We start from the raw sequence: 20,179 nt of genomic DNA, 5'->3' as shown, positions 1-20,179 counted from the left end.
TCGTATTCATTTCACCCGCCCTTCGCGCGGATCATCCGGGCTTGATAACTAAAAAATGAGGAAAGCGTTTGAAGGGTCTGTCCTACTGGTTGGATCTCCCACATGAAACAGACAGTTGGGAAGCCTTCAACATTATAAGAGCCGCATGGGATAGCTACGTATTTTTCGTTTACTGCCTGTTGTTTCAGCGGTCCCCCACTGAAACTGTCATGATCATAAGAAATCTTAAGATCACTCCAAGCGGCGGTACGGTTAGGGTTAAAAAGTTTAGACCGACTCCCAACCAAGAGAAATACCGCAGCCGCTTTTGGATACTTCGCCTTGTACGCGCAAAGTTTCTCAAGATCGCGGACGACCTCTGCCACACCTAATTGGTCATCGGCTAAGAGTGTCTTGATTTCGAACATTCCCCACACACCATCCCCGACGTTATTAACAATAACATCCGGAATGCATCCTCCAAGACTGTGATGTTCAACCATTTTTTCATTCTGTTTGATCATGTCAGCACTTGGCAAATGTACGGTGAGCAACTCGACCATTGCCTGCTGCACGCATGCCTCGGCAAGGTGACCGTCCGGTGCGGCACCAGTAGAGGTATTAAGCGAAGCGACTCTTATAGCGACTCCTTGGTTGAGAAGTTTGGCGAGAGGGATCGAAAAGTCGCGACTACTGCGCATACTGAATATCTTCAGATGAGATAACAAAGAAATCTTCCGTCACTCCACATTCTCGAGCAGCACGCTCTAGAGATACGTAGTTCCATACAGGACGTAATTCACTATCAAAACTGACCAATGCATATGAGTCTTTATCCGAGATACCAGTTCCTTTTGGATAATACTCAACCCAACGAGAATGAGCAGCAATGTGCTCGTAATTCAGTTCACGCCGAAGACTATACCAACGTTTTCGATGGAGCTTGTACACTCCCTCGTCGTATAGCGCTCGCACTGCCTTTACAAATATATCCTCTACCGCATTAGTAACGGAGGTGCCTATATAATTTCTGAGCTGCGCGCAGAAAAAAATCGACGTACCATCTTGATTCACACGTGCCCGAAGAAAGCAGGTGCCTACCTGTCCAAATCCAGGGAAATGAAACCGTCGAAAATCCTTTTGGAAGATAGTCATCAAAGAACTCATAAAAAAATTGGGAAAAGTTACGTTAGGCGATGGCTCGGAAAGATGTGGTGGCACACTGTTCGATAGCGCAGGAAACCGACCATAGATCAGATCCTACCCTAGGAGGCACTTTGGCCGTTGATTCGAATCACGAAGGTGCAGCCCCATCGCTCCCCCGTCCGCTGAGATCATGAGACAGAGGTGAGATGTCACCGACGCCACGTCCCACCAGCAACTTGAGCGTTGCCTCTGGGTCAACGCTCCACCATGGGCCACCCCGCACATGTTGCCAACCCACTCTACGCATAAGATTTACCGTAGCCTTGGCGGCTAAACGCGCCGCCTCCGACTCGGCGATCATTCCCAAAGATCGGACGCTTAAAACCTCAACAGGCTTATACATCGCGGTCCATTCCGAACCTTTGCCCGCAAAGTGACGACGAATGCGTGCGACCGGGTTGCTGCTGTAGCCTACAAAGTACCGGTCCCCTTCTAGCAGTAACACGAATAGCGAGTACTCTCCGCCATTGTCCAACTCAGTATGGCCGACAACGTCGCAGGGTGGTTGTCCTGCGGCCATCGCGGAGGCGACACTGTTAAAGGCCTCGACGCCAGGCAGAGCACCTACCACGTCATGGTGACCATGACTGATCAGGGCCTTGGCGGTGAGTTCATGGCTCAGATTAGTAAAGAAGCCACCTCGAACATTCTGATACCCATGGATGCGCATCAGCGCGAGAACTGCTTCGTTCTCTGCCAACTCGCCGGCCCTGTAATCAACCTCTCCCAAGTCGACCCGGCGCACTTCGCGGACAGGTGGATGAAGGCGTGTCCATTGAGATCCCGTGCCACTGAAATGCTTTTTGATGCGACGATTTGAATCCTTTGCCTGCCCCACATAAAACTTCCCGTTTGCCAGTTCCAAGACATACAGTTCGCGAGCGGCAAGCTCCAGTTTCCAGTCCATGGTGAGATCCATACCAATGTCGAGTCCGTAATATATGCACGAGTCGCTGATGTTGCCATTCACCAAACGGCGCAACGGCATCGATATATCGCATCGCTTAGCGCAATCGCATTTCGCGAAGAGCAGCTTTGATCGATAGTTGCCGTTCATTAATGTTTCCTCTTGGTCAGAATCAGTAGCATGCGAACACTGAACATTGGCCAGGCATCGCAACATCCGCGACACGGTATGCGGGATGGACATTTCGTTTCGCTACAGGATGGTCATCCTGCAAATTTCCTACTCAAACGTTCCCATCGGCGGCAACCGCTGCAAAAGCGAATTACTTAGCGCATCACGCAGTCCTGTCGGGATGCTCGGTGGTCCCTGCCGAAAAATCGGGCTCACCATCTGCCCGTCAAACTCATTGAGAATGGTGTCGATGATCTCATCTGGTACCTTCGTCATATCGTATTGAACGATGGGCGTGGTGCCAGGAAACAATGTGTGTATTGCCATGAGTTGCGCCAGCTCGGCCAGCTTCAGTTCATGTGTCGCGACAAAGGCGATTTCGACATGGCCACCATTCACTGGCGGCTTCAATAGCAGTTCTGGCGTTCTCAGCAGCAACAAGTCCCACGCGGTAGCGGAAATATTTCTGAGCGCCTTTTTACGTGAGGTGTTCTCCTTGATTCCGAGCAGAGAGCCTGCTTGCCCGCTGAAGTAATGCAAAGCCAACTGGCTTTCCCGCGCAAGCGAGACATCTACCGTGGAGCTGATAAACCGCTGATAAGCAATATACTGGTCTGCTGCCGAGGCGCCTCGCATTTCAAATTCCCGTAACAGAACCATCTTCAGCAATGCTATCTCGGTGACTTCAACTGTCTCCAGAGCCTTACGCTGGGTGTGGGTTGCGATAAATGAATGCACATGCCGCTCGGCAATCTCATCAAGGGAATCTACGCCCTCCTTCGCAAGATAATGCGCGACGGCGGCCGGGAGCAGGCGGACGTTACCTGTCGCCAGAAAATAACCGGTGTCCATGGCTAGGAACCGATAAAGCAACCGTAAGCGCCGTGTGGCATGAAGTATGAAATTTGCGCGCGTTGATTTTGCATACTGCTCGACCAAAAAGAAGCCCGCGTTGATATCCCAGCCTTCGCGCGAGACAAACTCAATAAAGCCTCGCATGCCATCATCTATCTCAGCACCAGACATCAGCGCTGCGATGCCGTCCAACAAATTGGAATCGACCACGACCCTGGCACAGGCCGGATAACTCAACTCGCCCTCTTCCCGGTACTGTTGGTTAATTAGGTAAGGTTGTTTACCGCCGAACTGATCGATCAACATGACGGGCTTATTGACACCAAAAATCTTCGTGCCGCGTAGCCAAGGCGAATCAATTGGGGAATCTTTCACCAGCCACTGGAATGCCGTCACGATGCTGCCCTCCATTTCCCAAGAGTTTTTTTGAATAACTGCATTCCGAGCCTTGTGCAGCGCGAAATGAGCAACGATCAACTCGACACTGTGTCCATAAGGATGTCCATCCTAAACCCTTTCCGCGCTATCTCGCATGGCTGTGTGGATCATACAGGGAGTCTGGGTGACGGTCCGCTCGAGGTATGCGCTGTCACTCGTCAGGTTCCCCCTCCGCCTCGCGCCGCTACGGGGGCAGCAGCCTAGATTCCCAGCCTGGCGCCGGCCATAATGAAGGCCCAATAATGCGTAGGCGCGATCATGAAAACAGCTCTAGGGATAGGACTGGTGCTAGTGCTGGTCGTGACAACCTTTACGGCGCTCGGCCTCTCTGAAAACAATCACATGCTGGTCTTCGGCCTGCTCCTGGCGGTGATCTCAGGCCTTGTAACCATCGCCCTCGCCGCCACGGCGAAAATCCAAGCGCTGCGCGCGACCTTTGAGCCCGCCCCCTTGGTCGCTCAGAATAAGTCGCACTCTTTCAGCAACACCACGGCAATGCACCACTACCCTAGCGAGGAGCTCCGTGAACTGGCATCGCTACGCCAGGACCTGCGCACGCTGCAGGATCTGCACGGTAATGCCGTGTTTGAGATTGCCGCACTGAAAACGCACATGCGCCTGTGCTTCGACAACATCCGCTACCACGAGCAAATCACCCTTCCCCACGCGCTGGCAGGTCAGGCCGGTGCCTTTATTGTTGCAACGCTGCGGACGCTCGTGGGCACGGCATTGTGCGCTCTGCCCGATATTGCCTATGCGCTGGCGAAGGCCGTCAATGTACTGCTCGTTGACGGCTGGCAGCACGTCAATCATTGGCGCGCCGACTGAACGCCCGATTACAGCGTGCTGATTTACGCCACCCCGGATACCGACCCATGGGAAACACGGCCTCAACCCGGGAACATGATGGCGGTGAAGCTGTAGGGCTGCTGCCACTCTTCGATCATGCGCCCCACGACAACGCAGCGGGCTTTGCCAGTCTGCGCCAGTATGTCCTGAGCGAACTGACCAGCCACTTCATTGCGCGTGCTGGAGAGCATGCGCGGAAAAACGTAGAACGCCACCACGCTATCGCTGTAGGGCGCCGGCAAGACAGCGAGCCCTCGCGGCTGCTTGGGATCATGCGGGTTCGCCGCAACATCCTGTTTAAGCGACAGTAGCTCGTCATCCAGGCTGTCGCCAGCGTGAAAAGCGATGTCGAGCAGCGCCAGACTGACTGTCGTCCAGCCGTGACGGCTTCGACGGTGCGCCTCTAGGATCATATAGCGCAGCGTGTCGGGTAACAGCAGCGTTGGCTTCGGCAGGCTTACTCCGGCATCACGGCTGGTGTAATAGAGGTCAATGGGCTCGGACAGGCCGGAGATGGCAAACAGTGCATCAGTCCGCGCGACTTCCCCCATGCCAAAGGCGGTTTGCAGATAGAATCCGAGATAGTCCAGTTCATCGCCTAGCAGCCCCGTCGAGCGCTGGACAGGTCCGCGATTAGCCAAATAGTGAAGGATGTATGCCGGCTCCTCCAGGATATCTAAAATGCAGCCAAGGTCGGCCAGATTCACCGTCGGAGCAAGCTCCAGATCCGCCGGCACCCAACCTGCCTCCTTCAACTCCGCTTCGCAACTGGCGAGAATGGAAAAGTCCTCCAGTGTCACCGACAGCCGAATCACCTGATCGATTACCCCAGCGTCAATCCCTAGGGATGCAACAACCTGCTGACTGACCTCATCACCACGCTTGGCGGCGTCAATCATCTGCGCCAGTCGATCTGACTGAATGGCCGGTTCGACCAACAATTCCTGCACATGGCGCTTAACTCGCTCTGGCGCCCCGCGTAGACCCTGTACGCTCAAAGCACCAGATTTCGCCTCAACAATCAGCACCGTACGATCGAGGATCAGCAGTACATCCGTCTCGTAGCGGTCTACCCCGACCGCCCACTTGACTCCCGCTTGCAGCCGGGCGGAAGGAAATGCCCCTCGCAGCAGATCGCTCACTTGTGCTTCCAGGTACTCGGCCCGTGTCCGGGCCATTTTTTTCCTGACGGCCGGCGTGAGGTTTCCCAACAGCGAACGCATGACGCTATGAATATGACTGAATACTAACTGTGGCATGGGGAAGAAGTACTCAAGTCCGGTGCTGATACAGGGTGTAGACCAGATCGGATTACCCATGAAGAAATGGGGTATGTCGTCGGCGCTTAAGCTCCCAGGTTCCCGCGACAAGCGCTCCAACACCCGTACCACGACGCTTCGATCACGGCCGGTGGCGTGTGCGATGTCTTCGGAGTCCACGATGGCCAGCTTGAGAAGTTGAATATCGGCGTGAGACATTATCCAACCGGCCAACTGCTCACGGCTTACGGTTTCCGGAATTTCGCGCAGAAACGCCTCAGGATCACCTTCGACAAAGTCAGGCTCGCGAAAAAAAGCGTGGACCATTTCAGCATGGGTGTGGCAACGGATAATCGCGCCCAATCGCCGCAGACGTTCTGACGCGCGCTGCTCGACATCCACGAGCAAGGCCTTAGCCACCTCGATCACGTCGGTCGCGCCGAATCCGTAGGCGGCGATAAGGTCGTCGTCCAACACGCCATAAAGCTCGCGAGCAATGCGTAACACGGCACCATGGTAGCCCCAATTTCTGACGAACTGGGTATGCCCGCGCAAGCGTTCCTGGAGCAACAACACGGCGCGCTCATCCAACCCCTTCGTCCCGGACAGTGAGGTGTACCGGGCCTGGTAAAATGCGTCCGCTAGGGCTTTCAGGCGCTCGATTAACTGCTGAATCTCGTCGGGGTCAGCCGGGCGCTGCCCCCACTGATCCTGACGCAACGTCAGGATCAAGGCTTGCAGCAATTCGACATGCGGCTGCCCGATGCCCGACATTAGACTGCGTTGAGCTACGCCCTCGGCACTGACCGGTGCCTGCAGCCCGTAATGGGCGAGGACCGCCAGCAGGTGCAGAGGGTAGCAGCGTTGCAGTAACGCGCAAATGTCGCTGCACAGGACCGGCAATTGCCGTTGGCTCTCGATCCCGTTTGCCACCAGTTGCGCTCGCAGCTCATCAGGATCCATCGAACTGTAAGGGTGAATCGTCCACCCCCCAGCGAGCAACGCCGACGCATCATTCATGAGGTTCCCTTCCATTTTTCCGTATCACCAATGGCGACTTAGCCGAGCAGATCACCCTACAGTGTCGCACACCGAGCCGCCCGAACCGCGCCCTGCTGGGAGAGGCATGCCAAGAGGCGTGACGGCCGCGTGTGCCAACGCTGGAGTCAGCTTTTAACCAGGGGTTAATAGCGGACAGGCGCCTTACGACGTCATTGATCTGCAAGATGAAAACGCGGGTAAACCGGGACGCGTCCTATAGAGATGATTTCAAAGCCTTTCGCTGAGAAATACGGCATCTTGGGCCTCACTCGGCCTGCTGTTTGGAGCAGGTCGTCACGCCCCGCTCGAAGTAGACAATTAGCATCGTCTGATCGCTGACATTTTGGAAAATTCTCAATCCAGAGGCACTGTTCGGTCATTTGACTCAGCTTTTTCCCGCGACGATGACGACCCCAATCCGGTCAGCCAAATTTAGTACGGTGTCGAACAGATTCGAATCCCCGGTCAAACTGCGTGACGCCCCTTGCGAATGGAGCGCACCGCCTGGAATCCGGTCACCGAAGAGCACCACCGCGCGTGCCGAATCATCCTGTCTCGACACCCAAGACAGCCCTTGCACATCCGGGTATTGACGGTGGATCGCCTCCGCCCATTTGCGCGTTGCGGGGTACTGATCTTTCTCAGTGTCGATTAATTGCTTGCGAGTGACGCCCAATTTACGCAGGGGGACACTGGACAGATCAACCAGGTGCAGCGGCTGGCTAACCTGGACGGCTGAATGCACCTGCCCAGACAGCTTGCCTTTGTCAAAGCTCTTGAAGCCAGCCGTGTGGGGAACGTCGTGGAAAACGGTCTCCATCAAGGCACACTCGACTGTCGTGCCACCATACAAGGTGGGAATCGCTTGATTCTGATCATCCTGGATTGGGCTGAAGCGTGCATTGCCGTGCACACCGGGATTGAATTGATCTGGCTGATATTTATCCTGATGCACACGATGGAGCACGTCGCCTTTAGCAAGAACCGTGAGAGTCACGTGCAGCGTAGCCGCGGGAACCGGGGTGACGGACGCCGCCAAATCGGTGGCCGGTGTCGCCATGCTATCGCTGGACTCGGTACGCTGCTTAGCCATGGACAATGCCCTGGATCTCATCCAGTGCGGCAGCAATCACCCGATCAGGTGCCGATGCCAGCAGGTCCTGGGGCCTTTTACCGCCCAGAAAACTGTTATCTGACCGAAACCAGTAAGCCATACCCCAGCCGTCCTTGTGGCCACCGAAAGCCTCAATGACTTTGGCTAGCGCCTTGAACGGCCGATAGCCCGCGTCCGGATCCAAGCCGTAACCAGGGAAATAGTCGACCCCTCCGTGATTGATGGCAAAGATCTGCCCCTGCTTTTTCCACTTGTTGGGCTGGGCACTCGGGTTGCGGGTACTCAACTGGGCCACCTGCGCGATATCTGCGGAGGTCAACCAGTCACCGCTCTCCAACACCGCTTTGCGGGCTTGTACCAGCATCGCCGCTTCCTTGAGCAGGCGAGGTGAAGGCGGCTTGCGCGTCACAAACACCTCGGCCAGACGCTCCAGCGCCTTCGGGTCCTGGCGCTCCTGCAGCACCTCATACATCGAGGAGGCCACATGGGCAAAGTTTTCCGCCAACGCTTCAAATACGCCGAGCTTGATACGATCGAAAGACACGACCAGCACTCGATCCGCGTGCGAGCGGCTCAAGCTAGCCCGAGCCTCCTTAGGTGTACCTACCAAGGTCGAGACGCCCGATTGCTCTGTAACGCTCATGGAGAATCTCCTCACCAGTTATCTACATTATCCAATCCTAGCATATCTTTGATAACCCTAGCTCTGACCTAACCCCCCATTCATCTGGATGCATAGATAGGTTTGAGGGGAGCACGCCGTGCCGCCGACCAGCGCGATGACTCAGGGGCAAGAAGCTTATAGACACGATCTTGACTTTCAGGTGTTGCGAGCGATCTCGCTCAAGACCAGCAATGGTGGACCGAAAGAGTTGGCATAACCCAGCTCAGCACTGCTTGGATTCCCAGCGCACCACAACGTAAATCTTCGGGTGGTCCCGCCCCCTAACCCCTACGACTGAAGACCTGCACCACATCGACCTAAAAAGGTGCTTTCCGGTCAACAGGCATTGCGCGCAAGGCAACGCTGATCGCGGGAATCGATACCCTTCGCGTCCAGCTCGTACGCCGACGGATCCTCGATCAAGTTGCATAAAGCCCCCTATGAAACGAGCGCCCCCTCAGAAGCACTCTCTCAATACAACTTTTCGTAGCAGCGCACTGGCAAATGGGCGCATTGAGCAATACCCTGCCCGTACCGACCCAACGTTACGAGCTGAAACATGTCAGGGATTGCCATATTTGAAAGCCCACGTTGGCTACGAGATCTTCTCCGCTTCTTGCCGCTGAAGAGCCAATTCGTCCTGTCAGGCAACATCCGCGACCTGCAGGCCAGTGAAGTGGCGCCCGGCACGGTGACTGCGCAGAGCTTCAATCAAACCCTCTGTAATGCCCTGCTCGATGCCGGCTACACCCAAGTCATCGCCTGGGATCCCGTGTCCGGTTTCCGGACAATCGACAAACCCGGCTCCGCCCCTGAAGCCGGCCAGACGTTGCTTCAGGAACTTGGCCTGACTCCGGTAAATGGCGCAGCCCCCGCAGGTATCGATCTGCTGGGCGCCACCCTGCCACGACTGGTGGGTCGTGCTGGCGAACCTATCGCGCTGATCATCGATTTCGCCTCACGCCTGGTGGTTCGCAACGACTCCCTCAGCGCTGCTGAACACCAGCTCTTCACCCAAGCCCTGGTGCAATCCCATCAGGCTCGCAGCCGTCCGGCCACAGAGCTGCGCAAACCGTTCTTCAATACCCTGCTATGGCTGGTGGAAAAAGAAGGTGATTTGCCCGACTGGTTGCTGGTCGACAACCCGCGCCTGCGCCACATTCCCGTGTCCAAACCCGATCAATTGTCCCGCCGTGCATTGGCACCGGCGTTGCTCAAAGGGCTCAGTGGCAGCCAGGGCGCCAGCGAAGTGGTCATGCATCAGGCTGTGGAAGCCTTCGTCCAGAACACGGAGGGATTGCTGCTGCTCGATCTCAGCGCCATTGCGCAACTGGCGCGGGTCGAGGGTGTAGCCATTGAGCAGATTGCCGATGCGGTGCGCCGCTACAAGATCGGTGTCACCGAGGACCCGTGGCTGAAAATCGACCGTCAGCGTATCCGGCATGCGGACGCGCTCGTCCACCAGCGGGTCAAAGGCCAGGAGCATGCGGTGACGCACATGCTAGACATCGTCAAGCGCGCGATGACAGGCGTCGGCGCCAGTCGCAAGGGCAACCGTCCACGGGGCGTAGCCTTTCTCGCGGGGCCAACCGGCGTGGGCAAGACCGAACTCGCCAAAACGATTACCAGCCTGTTGTTCGGCGACGAAAGTGCATATATCCGCTTCGACATGTCGGAATTCAGCGCCGAACATGCCGATCAACGTCTTATAGGCGCACCGCCCGGCTACGTCGGCTATGACGTCGGCGGTGAGCTGACCAATGCTATCCGCGAGAAACCGTTCAGCGTGGTGTTATTCGATGAAATCGAAAAAGCCCACCCACGGATTCTCGACAAGTTCCTGCAGATCCTCGACGACGGAGTGCTGACTTCAGGCCGCGGTGATCGGGTGTACTTTTCGGAGGCCCTGATCGTGTTCACTTCCAACCTGGGGATCTATCGCCAGGGCGACAATGGCGAACGCGTTGCCAACGTCCTGCCGGGCGAAGCCTTCGAGCAAGTCCAGAACAAGGTGCACAGCGAGATCGACCGGTATTTCAAGCTGGTGCTCAACCGGCCGGAAATCCTCAATCGAATCGGCGAGAACATCATCGTCTTCGACTTCATTCGCGAAGGCGTTGCAGTGCAGATCTTCGAACAGATGGTCAACGCCACCTTCAACGACCTGCAGGGACAGAACCTGTTTATCGAATTGGCCCCCCAGGCACGCCAGACACTGCACAACCTCTGTCTGCAGGACCTGTCCAACGGTGGCCGGGGCATCCGCAACCAGTTAGAGGCACGCCTGCTCAATCCCCTGTCGCGGGCGCTGTTCGATCAGGACGCACAACCGGGCGAGCACTTCACGATCACCGAGTTGGACATCACCGGACTGAAGATGGAACGTCGCTGAACATGGACCTTAGCCTGTCGCGCATGCATTTTCCGGTCACTACCCTCGGCCCGGGGCGGCGTATTGGTATCTGGTTCCAGGGTTGCAGCATCCGCTGTCCAGGCTGCATCTCTGCCGATACCTGGGGGCCCGGGCACCGACGCTTGTCGCTTGAGCAACTGATTGAACAGATAACCCCCTGGCTGCACGAGGCCGAAGGAATCACCATTTCCGGAGGGGAACCGTTCGACCAGTTCGACGCCCTGCGATCGCTGCTCGAAGGCCTGCGTCGGCTCAGCGAGCTCGACATCCTGGTCTACAGTGGCTACTCCCTGGAGCAACTCGACGAGCCATTGTTCCAGACCAAGGGCTTGATAGATGCCTTGATCAGCGACCCCTATATCGAAGCACTCAGTCAGACCATGGCCTTGCGCGGCAGCGACAATCAACGCCTGAGCCTGCTCACGCCACTGGGCCGGGCACGCCTGGGTCATTACGAACGCCTGCTCGAACCCACCGACAAGGCGCTCGACTTGATGTTTGACGAACGTGGCAGCGTCTGGATGGCCGGCATCCCACGACGTGACGACCTATGGCGCTTACGCGATCTGCTGCATGAACAAGGCCATCATTTACAGATCAGCGCACACGCGTCGCGACGCCGCTGAGTGGAGCACACCCCATGATACGTTTCTGCCCCAACTGCAAAACCGAACGCGCCCTCCAGGAAATGTTCTGCGAAGGGCTCATTCAGGAACGACCCTGCGGCTGGGACCTCGCCGGCGAACCCATTCATGCCACCGGCTGGCGGCCGCAAGCCGTCTTCACTGAGGAACCCCTCCCGCCGGTCAGTCCGGCCCAGGGGAATGCCCCTGACCTGCTCTGCGAAAATGGTCACCCGATGGTCGATGGCGACCTGATGTGCCTTGAATGTGGCAGCTCACCTGCGCAAGCAACGTCCTACGACGCCCAGCCAGACGGCAGCGAACCAGAGAGCATCCCCCAGACCCTGATCGATGGTTGGCGCCTGATCCGTCAAATCAGCAGCACCGACGGTGTGCGAGAACGATACCTCGCCGAGCACGAGGAAACCGCACAGCAGGCGGTCCTGACCCTGTATCGACCCGGCGCCGAACCGGACCCGGCGATCTATGATGTGATCCGCCGACTGCCACGCGAGCACGTACCCGAAATCATTGCCACCGGCCGTTGGGATGACCGTGCCTATGAGGTCATTGAAGAACTCACCGGCGGGACCCTGGCAGAACTTGGCAGTGTGATCCGCGACAGCGACAGCGTGCACCATGTGGTCAACGAACTGGGCCTGGCGCTGCATGCTTTCAACGAGGCTGGTCTGCGCCATCGTGATCTGCGCCCGGCCAGCCTGCTGGTACGTTCCCGCGAACCGCTGGACCTGGTCATCAGCGGCTTCGGCTCGGCACGCCTGTCCGAGTTCGACCTGGACATCGTGTCGCCACTGGAAACCAGCCGCTACATGGCGCCCGAAGCCATCGCAGGCGGCGTTGCGGCTGCCTCGGACTGGTGGAGCCTGGGCATGATCCTGCTCGAGCAACTGACCCAGGGCGCCTGTTTCGACGGCATCAATGCCAATGCATTTCTTATTCACGTGCTGGCCAACGGAGTACCGATCCCCGACGACCTCGACCCGCGTCTGAACCTGCTGCTGCGAGGTCTGCTGGCACGCGACCGTCATCAACGCTGGCAATGGCCGCAGGTCGAAGGCTGGCTCAACGGCATTGCGGTCGAGGCTCCAGCCTCTTCCGTCCAGCAAACGGACGGTGGTGAAGGCGCCACCCTACTGCTGGGCGAGCGCCGCTTTCACAAGCCCGGCGTATTCGCCCTGGCGGCAGCGCAGGCGGATAACTGGCAACAGGCCCTGGACCATTTGCTGCGCGGTGTGATCGTGACGTGGGCCGAGCAGGTCGGTCTCGCCCCTTCTCTGGTCGCCGGCTTGCGTCAGGTCGTTCAGCACGAGGGGATTGAGGACGACTTCCGTCTGATGCTGGCGCTGAGAATCCTCAATCCGGAAATCCCGTTGATTCATCGTGGTGACATCGTCACACCAGGATGGCTACTGGAGCACCCACTGGAAGGCTATCGCCTGATCAGCGGGTCGGTCCCGGACCTGCTTGAGCAATTGCAGACCGACAACTGGCTGTCGCGTCTCAAATCCCGCGCCGAAAACGTGCGTCAGCGTGCCCTACACCAACACATCGAGTTGGTCGAAGAGCAACTGCGGATATTCCTGCTATCGACCTCACGCGCCAAGCTGTCCACGCAATGGAAAGAGCGCCAACGCCTGTTTCCAGACACCGACCATCCGGGACTGACCTCACTGTCGGAGCGCCGGGTGATCGCCGAAGAAGATCTGATCGTGCTGCTCAGCGCGGCGATCAGTCAGTTCCGTTCGGGGGCCTCGATAGTAGAGGCCGCCGCCGAGCTGGCCAGGACTGTCGATGTCGGTTGGTTCGACTCCGAAGCGGCGACCCAACTGCTGTTGCATTCGCGACTTGAGCTGTACCGCAGTGTCGATGAACGCATCCAAGGCTTTGCCCGTTGTGGCGTGCCGGCAGTGGACGAGTGGGCCGAGCAGTTCCGACTGGAGCGACGTATGCCGTTGGCCCAGGCGCTGGTGTTGCTGGCCATTCCGTCCAGCCATTGGCTGGAACCACAGAAACAGCAGTACGTCTCACAGATCCTCGACTTCTTCGAGAAGAAGGTAGTGACCGCAGTGATGCGCGGGCCACTGGTGCGTATGAGTATCGGCAAGACCACCGCACGGGTCGACATCAATGAACTGAACAGCGAGCGCAGTCCGGCCGCGGCGTTGCTCGATCACCTGCTGCAACGTAATGCCCGGGAAGTGAACCTCGACCCAGAGAGCTTTCAGCTCAACGGCCAGCTGGAATCGCGCCTGCATGCCCTGTACCGTCAAAGCGCGCTGTACAAACGTGACACCGGCATCGACGGTCTGTACCTGGGCTTCCCTTTCCTGCTCAATCGCGACCCTCGCGGCACCACGCGTACGCGGATCATCCCGCTCCTACTGTGGCCAGTGAAACTGCTGCTGGAGCTGGGTGCTCGTGGTCACGCCGCCTTGGCGTTTGACAGTGAGCGTGAGGAAGTGCGGCTCAACCCCGCGCTGGAAAGCGTGCTCGGCGCCGAAACCTGCAAACGCTGGCGCAAGACCGCCGATGAACTGCTCGGCCGCTCGTCAATTCGTTCGGCGGATGTGATGGACGCCTTCGGCATGCTCGCCACCATTCGCTCACGTGCCCTTGGCAACCTGCCCGCCAGCACGGTGGAGATCGCGCCCTACCAAGACGAACTGGACTGCGCGGCGGTGCTGTTTCACGTGACCTTCATGGGGCAAGCCATCGGCGAAGACTTGCGTCAACTGAAAACCCTGTCTCCCGCCGGTACCGGCCTGGAAACGGCGTTGCGCCTCAAGACCGCCGACGAAACCACGCACGGGGCACCTCCAGGCGAGCTGCAACGCTACTTCACTGTGGCCAGCGACCCCTCCCAGGAAGCGGCCGTGATCCAAGCCCGACAAAGCCCGGGACTGCTGGTCGAGGGGCCGCCCGGAACCGGCAAGAGCCAGACCATCGTGAACATGGTCGCGGACGCCATCGGCCGCCAGCGCAGCTTGCTCATCGTCTGTCAGAAGCATGCGGCGCTGGAGGTCGTGTACAAACGCCTGGTCGCCGAAGGCCTCGGCCAACGCATCGTCATGCTCAATGACGTGAACCGAGACCGCGAGCCCGTCATCCGCGGTATTCGCGAACAGCTGGAAAGCCTGTTCACGAACGGCAGCCAGGCGCAGGGCTGGCAGCGCCAGCGCGAACAGGTCGCGGCCCGCATCGAGGCCCTGGAGGGCGAACTCGACCGCTTCCACCAGAGCCTGCATCGCCTGGATGAAAATACCGGCCTCAGTTATCGCAGGCTGCTCGGCGAGTTGATTGAATTGGAATCCGGCCCGGCCCCGCTCGAGTTTCCGGCCCTGCGCCAACGCCTGGCCTCCCTGGACCTCGCTAGCCTGACCCGTTTGGAGGAAAGCTGCGCCCCTCTGATTCGCCTGTGGTTGCCCGCACGCTACGAAGGCAGTCCATTGGCCCAGTTGCAGTCGTTCGCCGCCGACCGGGCGACTTTGCAGGCTTTCACCGACAATCTGCACAGTTTCACCCAAGCCGAACACAACCGTCAGGCCACGCTGCAAGCACACCCTGCCAGCTTCGAAATCGACGACCCGGCGCCGTACCGTAACTGGATAGCGGCCCATGTCGCTGCCCTGCTCGACCTGAAGCAAGAGCAACGTCTGCGCCTTGCGCGGTGGCTACCGCTTTTCCGCAGCCCCGAAGCGGGCCAATCCCCACGGGGAGAGTCGATTCTCGGCGAACTACAGCAACTGGACCAGCAACTCGGCCAACTGGATCAGGACCACTACGCCCCCGCCTTGTCACCGGCCCTCTGCCTGCTCGAAAACAAGGCCCTCAGGCATCTGGATCAAGACTGTACCAAGGTTATGGCTGCCCGGTCCTGGTTGGCGAACATCAATCCGCTGCATCTGCTGCGGCGCAAGCGACTGCGCAACTTCCTTCAGGACCAGGGGGAAAGCCGTGTTAGTGAAGCGCTACCAACCCTACAGGCAGCCATCCGCCTTGAAAGCCAGTGGCGACCATTGCGCGCCGAGCTGAGCACCCTGCACCTGGCGTTGGAACTAGAAGCTGTGAGTCGGCAAGCCCGCCTGGAATTGATCAGCTTCGTGAAGAGCGACATCCGTCACCTGCTGGAAATCCAGGCGCTGGCCATGGCGTTGGCGCAATCGCCTCGCGCCCGGCAGGCCGACGAGGCCGCCCTCGCCGGCGACAAACAACATCTCGAGGCGCTGCTCAGCGATCTCGATGCTTCGCTAATGCGCCATGGCGTTCGCCAATCCAGCCTCGAGCAACTCAAGATACTCGGCGACTGGCTGGGCGAAGAACTGGTGCAGCAGCTGCAGCACGCGATCGAGCACAATCTGAGCAATCAACTATCTCTTGATCGGCTGCATGAAGCGCTGCCCTTTCTGGCCGCCTACCAGACATTCCGCGGGCGCGTTGGTCAGTTGACAGCAGTCGACATGGAGCTGCTCGCATTGCTGCGCCAACGCCAGGGAGAGTTGGACAACATTGCGCCCGAGCAGCTTGAAGCCGCAGTGCGGCGCCTGCTTAACCGCGAAGCTCGACTGGGTTGGAAACACCGCGTCGAGCAAACCAATCCTGAACTGCTGTTCAGCCAGGACGAAGCCCGCGCCAAAGTCGCCAGCCTCGCGCAAGCCGATGCGCAAATGCGGCTGCTCAATCGCGAGCTGCTGGCCAAAGCCATCAACCTCGATCACCTAGGTAATCGCAAGCAATGGGAGGATGTCACCCGCCTGACTGGCAAACGCTCGCGGCGCCTGCGCGAATTCATTGAACTGGGCAGTAACTTAGGCCTGATGAGCCTACGCCCGGTGTGGTTGATGAACCCGGACGTCGCCAGCCGTGTGCTGCCGCTCAAGGCAGGTCTGTTCGATACTGTCATCTACGACGAAGCCTCACAGATGCCGGTTGAGTTCGCCCTGCCGACCCTGTTCCGCGGCCAAGTCACTGTTGTCAGCGGCGATGAGAAGCAAATGCCGCCGACGGCATTCTTTTCCAGTCGCATCGAAAGCGACGAAGCCGAAGTGTTCGACGGCGACGAACCTGACGAAGACGCGGATGAGGAACAGCGTGAAGCGTTCGAAGACACTTGGAACCGTCGCGAGATCAAAGATTGCCCCGACCTGCTGCAACTGGCGCGCAACGTCCTGCCCAGCACCACATTGCAGATCCACTACCGTTCGGCCTACCGGGAACTGATAGGTTTTTCCAACGCCTCGTTCTATGGCAATCGCCTAAACGTTCCAGTCCGTCACCCGCAGGCGAGCATCCAGCGCATTAAGCCGCTGGAGCTGATCCAGGTCGCTGGGCTGTATCAGAACCAGAGTAACGCCCAGGAAGCCGAACGGGTCGTCGAGTACCTGGGTGAATTGTGGCAGAAGCCCTACGACCAGCGCCCCTCGGTGGGTGTCGTCACCTTCAACCGCAAGCAGGCCGACCTCATCGAGGAGCACTTGGAGCAGCGTGCAGAGCAGGATGAACTGTTCCGCGCCGCCTACGCCCAGGAGCGCGAGCGCAGCGAAGACGGCGAGGACATGTCGATGTTTGTCAAGAACGTGGAGAACGTGCAGGGGGATGAACGCGACATCATCGTCTTCTCCTCCACCTTCGGGCGCAACAGCCAAGGCACATTCCGCCGAAGCTTCGGCGTACTGGGGCAGACAGGTGGCGAACGACGCCTGAACGTGGCGGTGACCCGCGCGCGGCGCAAGGTGGTGATGATCACGTCGATGCCGATCGCCGATATCTCCGACATGCTCAACACGCACCGCCCCCCCAACAGCCCGCGAGATTATCTGCAAGGCTATCTGGAATATGCTCGCGCGCTCTCCTCGGGCGAGTTCAGCAACAGCACCAAGTTGCTGGAGCGCCTGCAGACCGACCGCAGCAGCCAGCATCGTGAGCAAAGTCAGCAACGTGATGGCTTTGTCAGGCTGGTCGGTGAATTCATTCACTCCCTGGGATGGCAGGCCGCTCCCGCCAGTGAAGGCGACGCTTTCGGTCTCGATTTCGCCATCGAGAATCTAGGCACGGGCTTGTATGCAATCGGCATCGAGTGCGATGCGCCTTGCCACAATCTGCTGGAACGTGCCCGCGCCCGGGAAATTTGGCGCCCGTCCGTGCTGCACCGCGCCATCCCGCACATCCATCGTGTGTCATCGCAAGCCTGGTATCACAGCGGCGACAGCGAACGCTCACGACTGCGTGAAGCAATCGAACACGCCATGCAGATCGAGCAGACGCTGCAACCCAGCCCTACTTCAGTTGATACGGAAATCTGCCAATGAGTGGTCCCAAGGTCGTTCGCATTGTTACCCGCGAAGAAATCATCGCCATTTGTGAAGGCCACCTGCAACGCCTGGAGCGCGCCGTGGGTCGCTGGCAAACACAGGCCACAAGGCTTGGTGAGCTCAGTGAACAGGAGCGCTCCGCCTCCCTGGAGCGACACGCTCGCCTTCGCGCTCTGCTGGCAGAAGACCGATTGGCGGAACTGCAGAAGGCCGTACCAGTGGAGATCGAGCACCTGCGCCGTGACTTGGAGGACCGCGAAGAACGCGCGATCATTCGTGCCGCCGAGCGACGCCAACGCGACCGACGCGTCCAGGAAAATGCAGAAACCCTGCTTGACGCTTTGCAAGCCAACCCCGAAAGCGTCGATCAAGCCTTGTTGAAGTCCCTCTCACGATTGGCCAGCGGTGCCAGTCGGGAAGATGCCGAATGCCTGCTGGCCGACGGTTTCGCCCACTTGAGCAAGGCAAGCGAGAAGCCAACCCTGAGCGATACCCAACGCGCCCTGGCGCAGCAACTCAAGGTCGACGAACCCGAGGTTTCCCTGCGCGAATGGATTGCGGCCCGGGAACTGGATGCAACGCGCGACGTACGGCTGCTACGCATTGACCGCCACATAGTGGAGCTGCAACTGCTGCAAGGCGCTGAGCGTGCCGCGCCGTTCCTCCTGGCACTGGAAAGAGCTGAAACGGAAACCGATGCCAAGCGGCGTAACCTGCTGCTCGACAGCCTAGTACTCGACCTCGCCGCGTCCACCCGAAACTTTCGACGCCAACGCGAGTGTCTCGAACAACTGCAGGATCTGGCCAGCGAAGTCAAAACCTACACAGGCATCGAACACGCGACCTTGCTCGGTCATATTGACGCTTGTACAACCGACACCGAGCTCTCGGTAACGACCGGACTGATCGAGCAGTGCAAAACGCTTATCGCTTCCCACTTGCAGGATCAGGCCGCCCTCGCCCGCCGCGAAGCCGTGCTCGACGGCTTGGCCAGCCTCGGCTACGAAGTGCGTGAAGGCATGGCGACTGCCTGGGCAGAAAACGGCAAGGTCGTGCTGCGCAAAGCCGCTACCCCCGGCTACGGAGTGGAAGTGGGTGGCAAAGCCGACAATGGCCGTCTGCAGGTTCGCGCCATAGCCCTCAGCAGCGATCGCGACAAAACGCGGGATCGCGACATTGAAACCATCTGGTGCGGCGAATTCCAACGGCTGCAAGCCTTATTGAAAGACAAGGGCAGCGAGTTACTCATCGAGCGTGCGCTTTCGGTAGGTGAAGTCCCACTTAAAGAAACGAATATTTCCGAGCCGGGCGTAGAAACAATCGCTGATCAGCAAAAGACACTTCATTAGCGAATCACTCACTCTCATCCCACCACAAGCTATTGCCAACCTGCTCTGCCGCCAAGGACTCAGAACTGCGCCGCTATGGCGGCACAAAACAGTGAGAAAGCGAGCCAGCTTGGAATGAACGGCGTGCTCAGTTCCGGCCACACCAACCGCAAGTGATCGATGGACTGGGGACTTGCATCGCATCGACGCTAAAACAACGCTCAGGGGTACTTAGCGGGGGCAACGGTTTGGCATTGCGCTCAAGACGTCGCTGGTCGCGAGGATCGATTCCCTTCGCGATCAGCGCCCTGGCAACATCACGCAGAACGCGAGCATCGCGTAAACCAATTTCAGGATAGGTGCCGAGCGAAATACGAGGCTGCTTGCCCGCCCAAGAAAAGCGGAAGTGCGAGCTCTTGGTGCCGTTCGTATTCACAAAAAGCGCGAGACCATCAAAATCAGGAAGGGTGTAGTTTTTGGTGCGAGGCTTGGCGTGTCGGACCGCCGTAATGGTAAGGACCATCGTACTAACTCCACTCATAAGAATGAAGGAGTGTTGTACGGTTTTCAGAGGGCCAAGCAGCTCTAAAAACTGATTTAGCAAGCGTCGATTTGATGTACTAAATAATGTACTGAAAAATTGTGGCTATTGATGTATCAGAATGGACTTTACTGGAACAAAAAAAGAGGCCGAAGCCTCTTTTTTGGGTTTCTACATACTTCAATGGAAGTCTATAGAAAAATAATTGGAGCGGGAAACGAGACTCGCATCTGGCGTCCGACCTATTGAAATCTAAGGGGTTTCTTTTCTTTCCGAAGCAGGAAAAGACTCAATACTGGACTTGTTTTTGGGGTGTTTCAAGAGCGAAAAAAGGGGTAATTCTAAGCAAGGCTATTGGAATCTACCCATAGCCAATGGACGAACGATCATCAAGCTGGCGGTGTCATTTTCACAGGATCAACAGGGCATGAGTCCCCTCCGAAAAGACGTCCCAACCTCCCC

The 20,179-nt window shown here is 58.1% G+C and carries 12 protein-coding genes and 1 pseudogene; 5 read left to right on the top strand and 8 right to left on the bottom strand.

Annotated features, from left to right (window positions below):
* Positions 1-11: 11 nt before the first annotated feature.
* The 4 genes from AC1RL4_RS01255 to AC1RL4_RS01240 form a co-directional block, all read right to left on the bottom strand.
* Positions 12-680: a hypothetical protein gene (locus AC1RL4_RS01255; protein WP_493118937.1), complete on the bottom strand. Its 669-nt coding sequence runs from the start codon at positions 678-680 to the stop codon at positions 12-14.
* The gene (locus AC1RL4_RS01250) at positions 670-1,134 is read right to left on the bottom strand and encodes a hypothetical protein (RefSeq protein ID WP_493118935.1); all 465 of its coding nucleotides are present in this window, start codon (positions 1,132-1,134) and stop codon (positions 670-672) included. Before AC1RL4_RS01250 ends, AC1RL4_RS01255 begins: the two co-directional genes overlap by 11 nt.
* Positions 1,135-1,273: 139 nt before the next feature.
* On the bottom strand, positions 1,274-2,242 hold the full coding sequence (locus tag AC1RL4_RS01245) for a GIY-YIG nuclease family protein (RefSeq protein WP_493118933.1): 969 nt from the start codon (positions 2,240-2,242) through the stop codon (positions 1,274-1,276).
* A gap of 129 nt (positions 2,243-2,371) precedes the next feature.
* Positions 2,372-3,595 carry a hypothetical protein gene (locus tag AC1RL4_RS01240; protein ID WP_493118931.1) on the bottom strand — a complete coding sequence of 408 codons (1,224 nt, stop codon included), beginning with the start codon at positions 3,593-3,595 and terminating at the stop codon, positions 2,372-2,374.
* A 219-nt stretch (positions 3,596-3,814) separates the two neighbouring features.
* Here AC1RL4_RS01240 and AC1RL4_RS01235 point away from each other — a divergent pair, with 219 nt between their 5' ends.
* Positions 3,815-4,384: a hypothetical protein gene (locus AC1RL4_RS01235; RefSeq protein WP_493118929.1), complete on the top strand. Its 570-nt coding sequence runs from the start codon at positions 3,815-3,817 to the stop codon at positions 4,382-4,384.
* 62 nt (positions 4,385-4,446) lie between these two features.
* On the opposite strand, the gene AC1RL4_RS01230 is transcribed toward AC1RL4_RS01235, so the two are convergent.
* From AC1RL4_RS01230 to AC1RL4_RS01220, 3 genes are all read right to left on the bottom strand, one after another.
* Positions 4,447-6,684 (bottom strand): hypothetical protein, encoded by a 2,238-nt coding sequence (locus tag AC1RL4_RS01230; protein WP_493118927.1) that lies wholly within the window; start codon positions 6,682-6,684, stop codon positions 4,447-4,449.
* Between the two features lie 406 nt (positions 6,685-7,090).
* Positions 7,091-7,798: an RES family NAD+ phosphorylase gene (locus AC1RL4_RS01225; RefSeq protein ID WP_493118926.1), complete on the bottom strand. Its 708-nt coding sequence runs from the start codon at positions 7,796-7,798 to the stop codon at positions 7,091-7,093.
* Entirely contained in the window at positions 7,791-8,462 is a 672-nt protein-coding gene (locus tag AC1RL4_RS01220) for a hypothetical protein (RefSeq protein WP_493118924.1), read from the bottom strand. Before AC1RL4_RS01220 ends, AC1RL4_RS01225 begins: the two co-directional genes overlap by 8 nt.
* A 580-nt stretch (positions 8,463-9,042) precedes the next feature.
* Between AC1RL4_RS01220 and AC1RL4_RS01215 the strand changes: the two genes are divergently transcribed.
* The 4 genes from AC1RL4_RS01215 to AC1RL4_RS01200 are packed head-to-tail and all read left to right on the top strand — an operon-like array spanning position 9,043 to position 19,197.
* Complete coding sequence (locus AC1RL4_RS01215; RefSeq protein ID WP_493118922.1) at positions 9,043-10,875, top strand: AAA family ATPase; 1,833 nt, start codon at positions 9,043-9,045, stop codon at positions 10,873-10,875.
* A 2-nt stretch (positions 10,876-10,877) separates the two neighbouring features.
* Positions 10,878-11,522 carry a 4Fe-4S single cluster domain-containing protein gene (locus tag AC1RL4_RS01210; protein ID WP_493118920.1) on the top strand — a complete coding sequence of 215 codons (645 nt, stop codon included), beginning with the start codon at positions 10,878-10,880 and terminating at the stop codon, positions 11,520-11,522.
* 14 nt (positions 11,523-11,536) lie between these two features.
* Entirely contained in the window at positions 11,537-17,845 is a 6,309-nt protein-coding gene (locus tag AC1RL4_RS01205; protein WP_493118918.1) for an AAA domain-containing protein, read from the top strand.
* Positions 17,842-19,197, top strand: coding sequence for a hypothetical protein (locus AC1RL4_RS01200; protein WP_493118916.1), 1,356 nt, complete (start codon positions 17,842-17,844; stop codon positions 19,195-19,197). The genes AC1RL4_RS01205 and AC1RL4_RS01200 overlap by 4 nt, the downstream gene beginning before the upstream one ends.
* Positions 19,198-19,432: 235 nt before the next feature.
* Here the strand turns inward: AC1RL4_RS01200 and AC1RL4_RS01195 are convergent.
* Positions 19,433-19,699 (bottom strand): annotated as a pseudogene (locus AC1RL4_RS01195) (Arm DNA-binding domain-containing protein); the annotation flags it as partial.
* Between the last annotated feature and the right edge of the window lie 480 nt (positions 19,700-20,179).

It is taken from the genome of Pseudomonas sp. GW822-FHT07A10, assembly GCF_058798795.1.
Note: the sequence above shows the minus strand (reverse complement) of the source record. Positions and strands in the feature narration are given on the sequence as shown.

Bases quoted from the DNA above. Each gene is read 5' to 3' on its own strand.
- AC1RL4_RS01245 (WP_493118933.1), bottom strand. From the start codon at position 2,242: ATGAACGGCAACTATCGATCAAAGCTGCTCTTCGCGAAATGCGATTGC.
- AC1RL4_RS01255 (WP_493118937.1), bottom strand. From the start codon at position 680: ATGCGCAGTAGTCGCGACTTTTCGATCCCTCTCGCCAAACTTCTCAAC.
- AC1RL4_RS01200 (WP_493118916.1), top strand. From the start codon at position 17,842: ATGAGTGGTCCCAAGGTCGTTCGCATTGTTACCCGCGAAGAAATCATC.
- AC1RL4_RS01230 (WP_493118927.1), bottom strand. From the start codon at position 6,684: ATGAATGATGCGTCGGCGTTGCTCGCTGGGGGGTGGACGATTCACCCT.
- AC1RL4_RS01225 (WP_493118926.1), bottom strand. From the start codon at position 7,798: ATGGCTAAGCAGCGTACCGAGTCCAGCGATAGCATGGCGACACCGGCC.
- AC1RL4_RS01235 (WP_493118929.1), top strand. From the start codon at position 3,815: ATGAAAACAGCTCTAGGGATAGGACTGGTGCTAGTGCTGGTCGTGACA.
- AC1RL4_RS01205 (WP_493118918.1), top strand. From the start codon at position 11,537: ATGATACGTTTCTGCCCCAACTGCAAAACCGAACGCGCCCTCCAGGAA.
- AC1RL4_RS01250 (WP_493118935.1), bottom strand. From the start codon at position 1,134: ATGACTATCTTCCAAAAGGATTTTCGACGGTTTCATTTCCCTGGATTT.
- AC1RL4_RS01210 (WP_493118920.1), top strand. From the start codon at position 10,878: ATGGACCTTAGCCTGTCGCGCATGCATTTTCCGGTCACTACCCTCGGC.
- AC1RL4_RS01215 (WP_493118922.1), top strand. From the start codon at position 9,043: ATGTCAGGGATTGCCATATTTGAAAGCCCACGTTGGCTACGAGATCTT.
- AC1RL4_RS01220 (WP_493118924.1), bottom strand. From the start codon at position 8,462: ATGAGCGTTACAGAGCAATCGGGCGTCTCGACCTTGGTAGGTACACCT.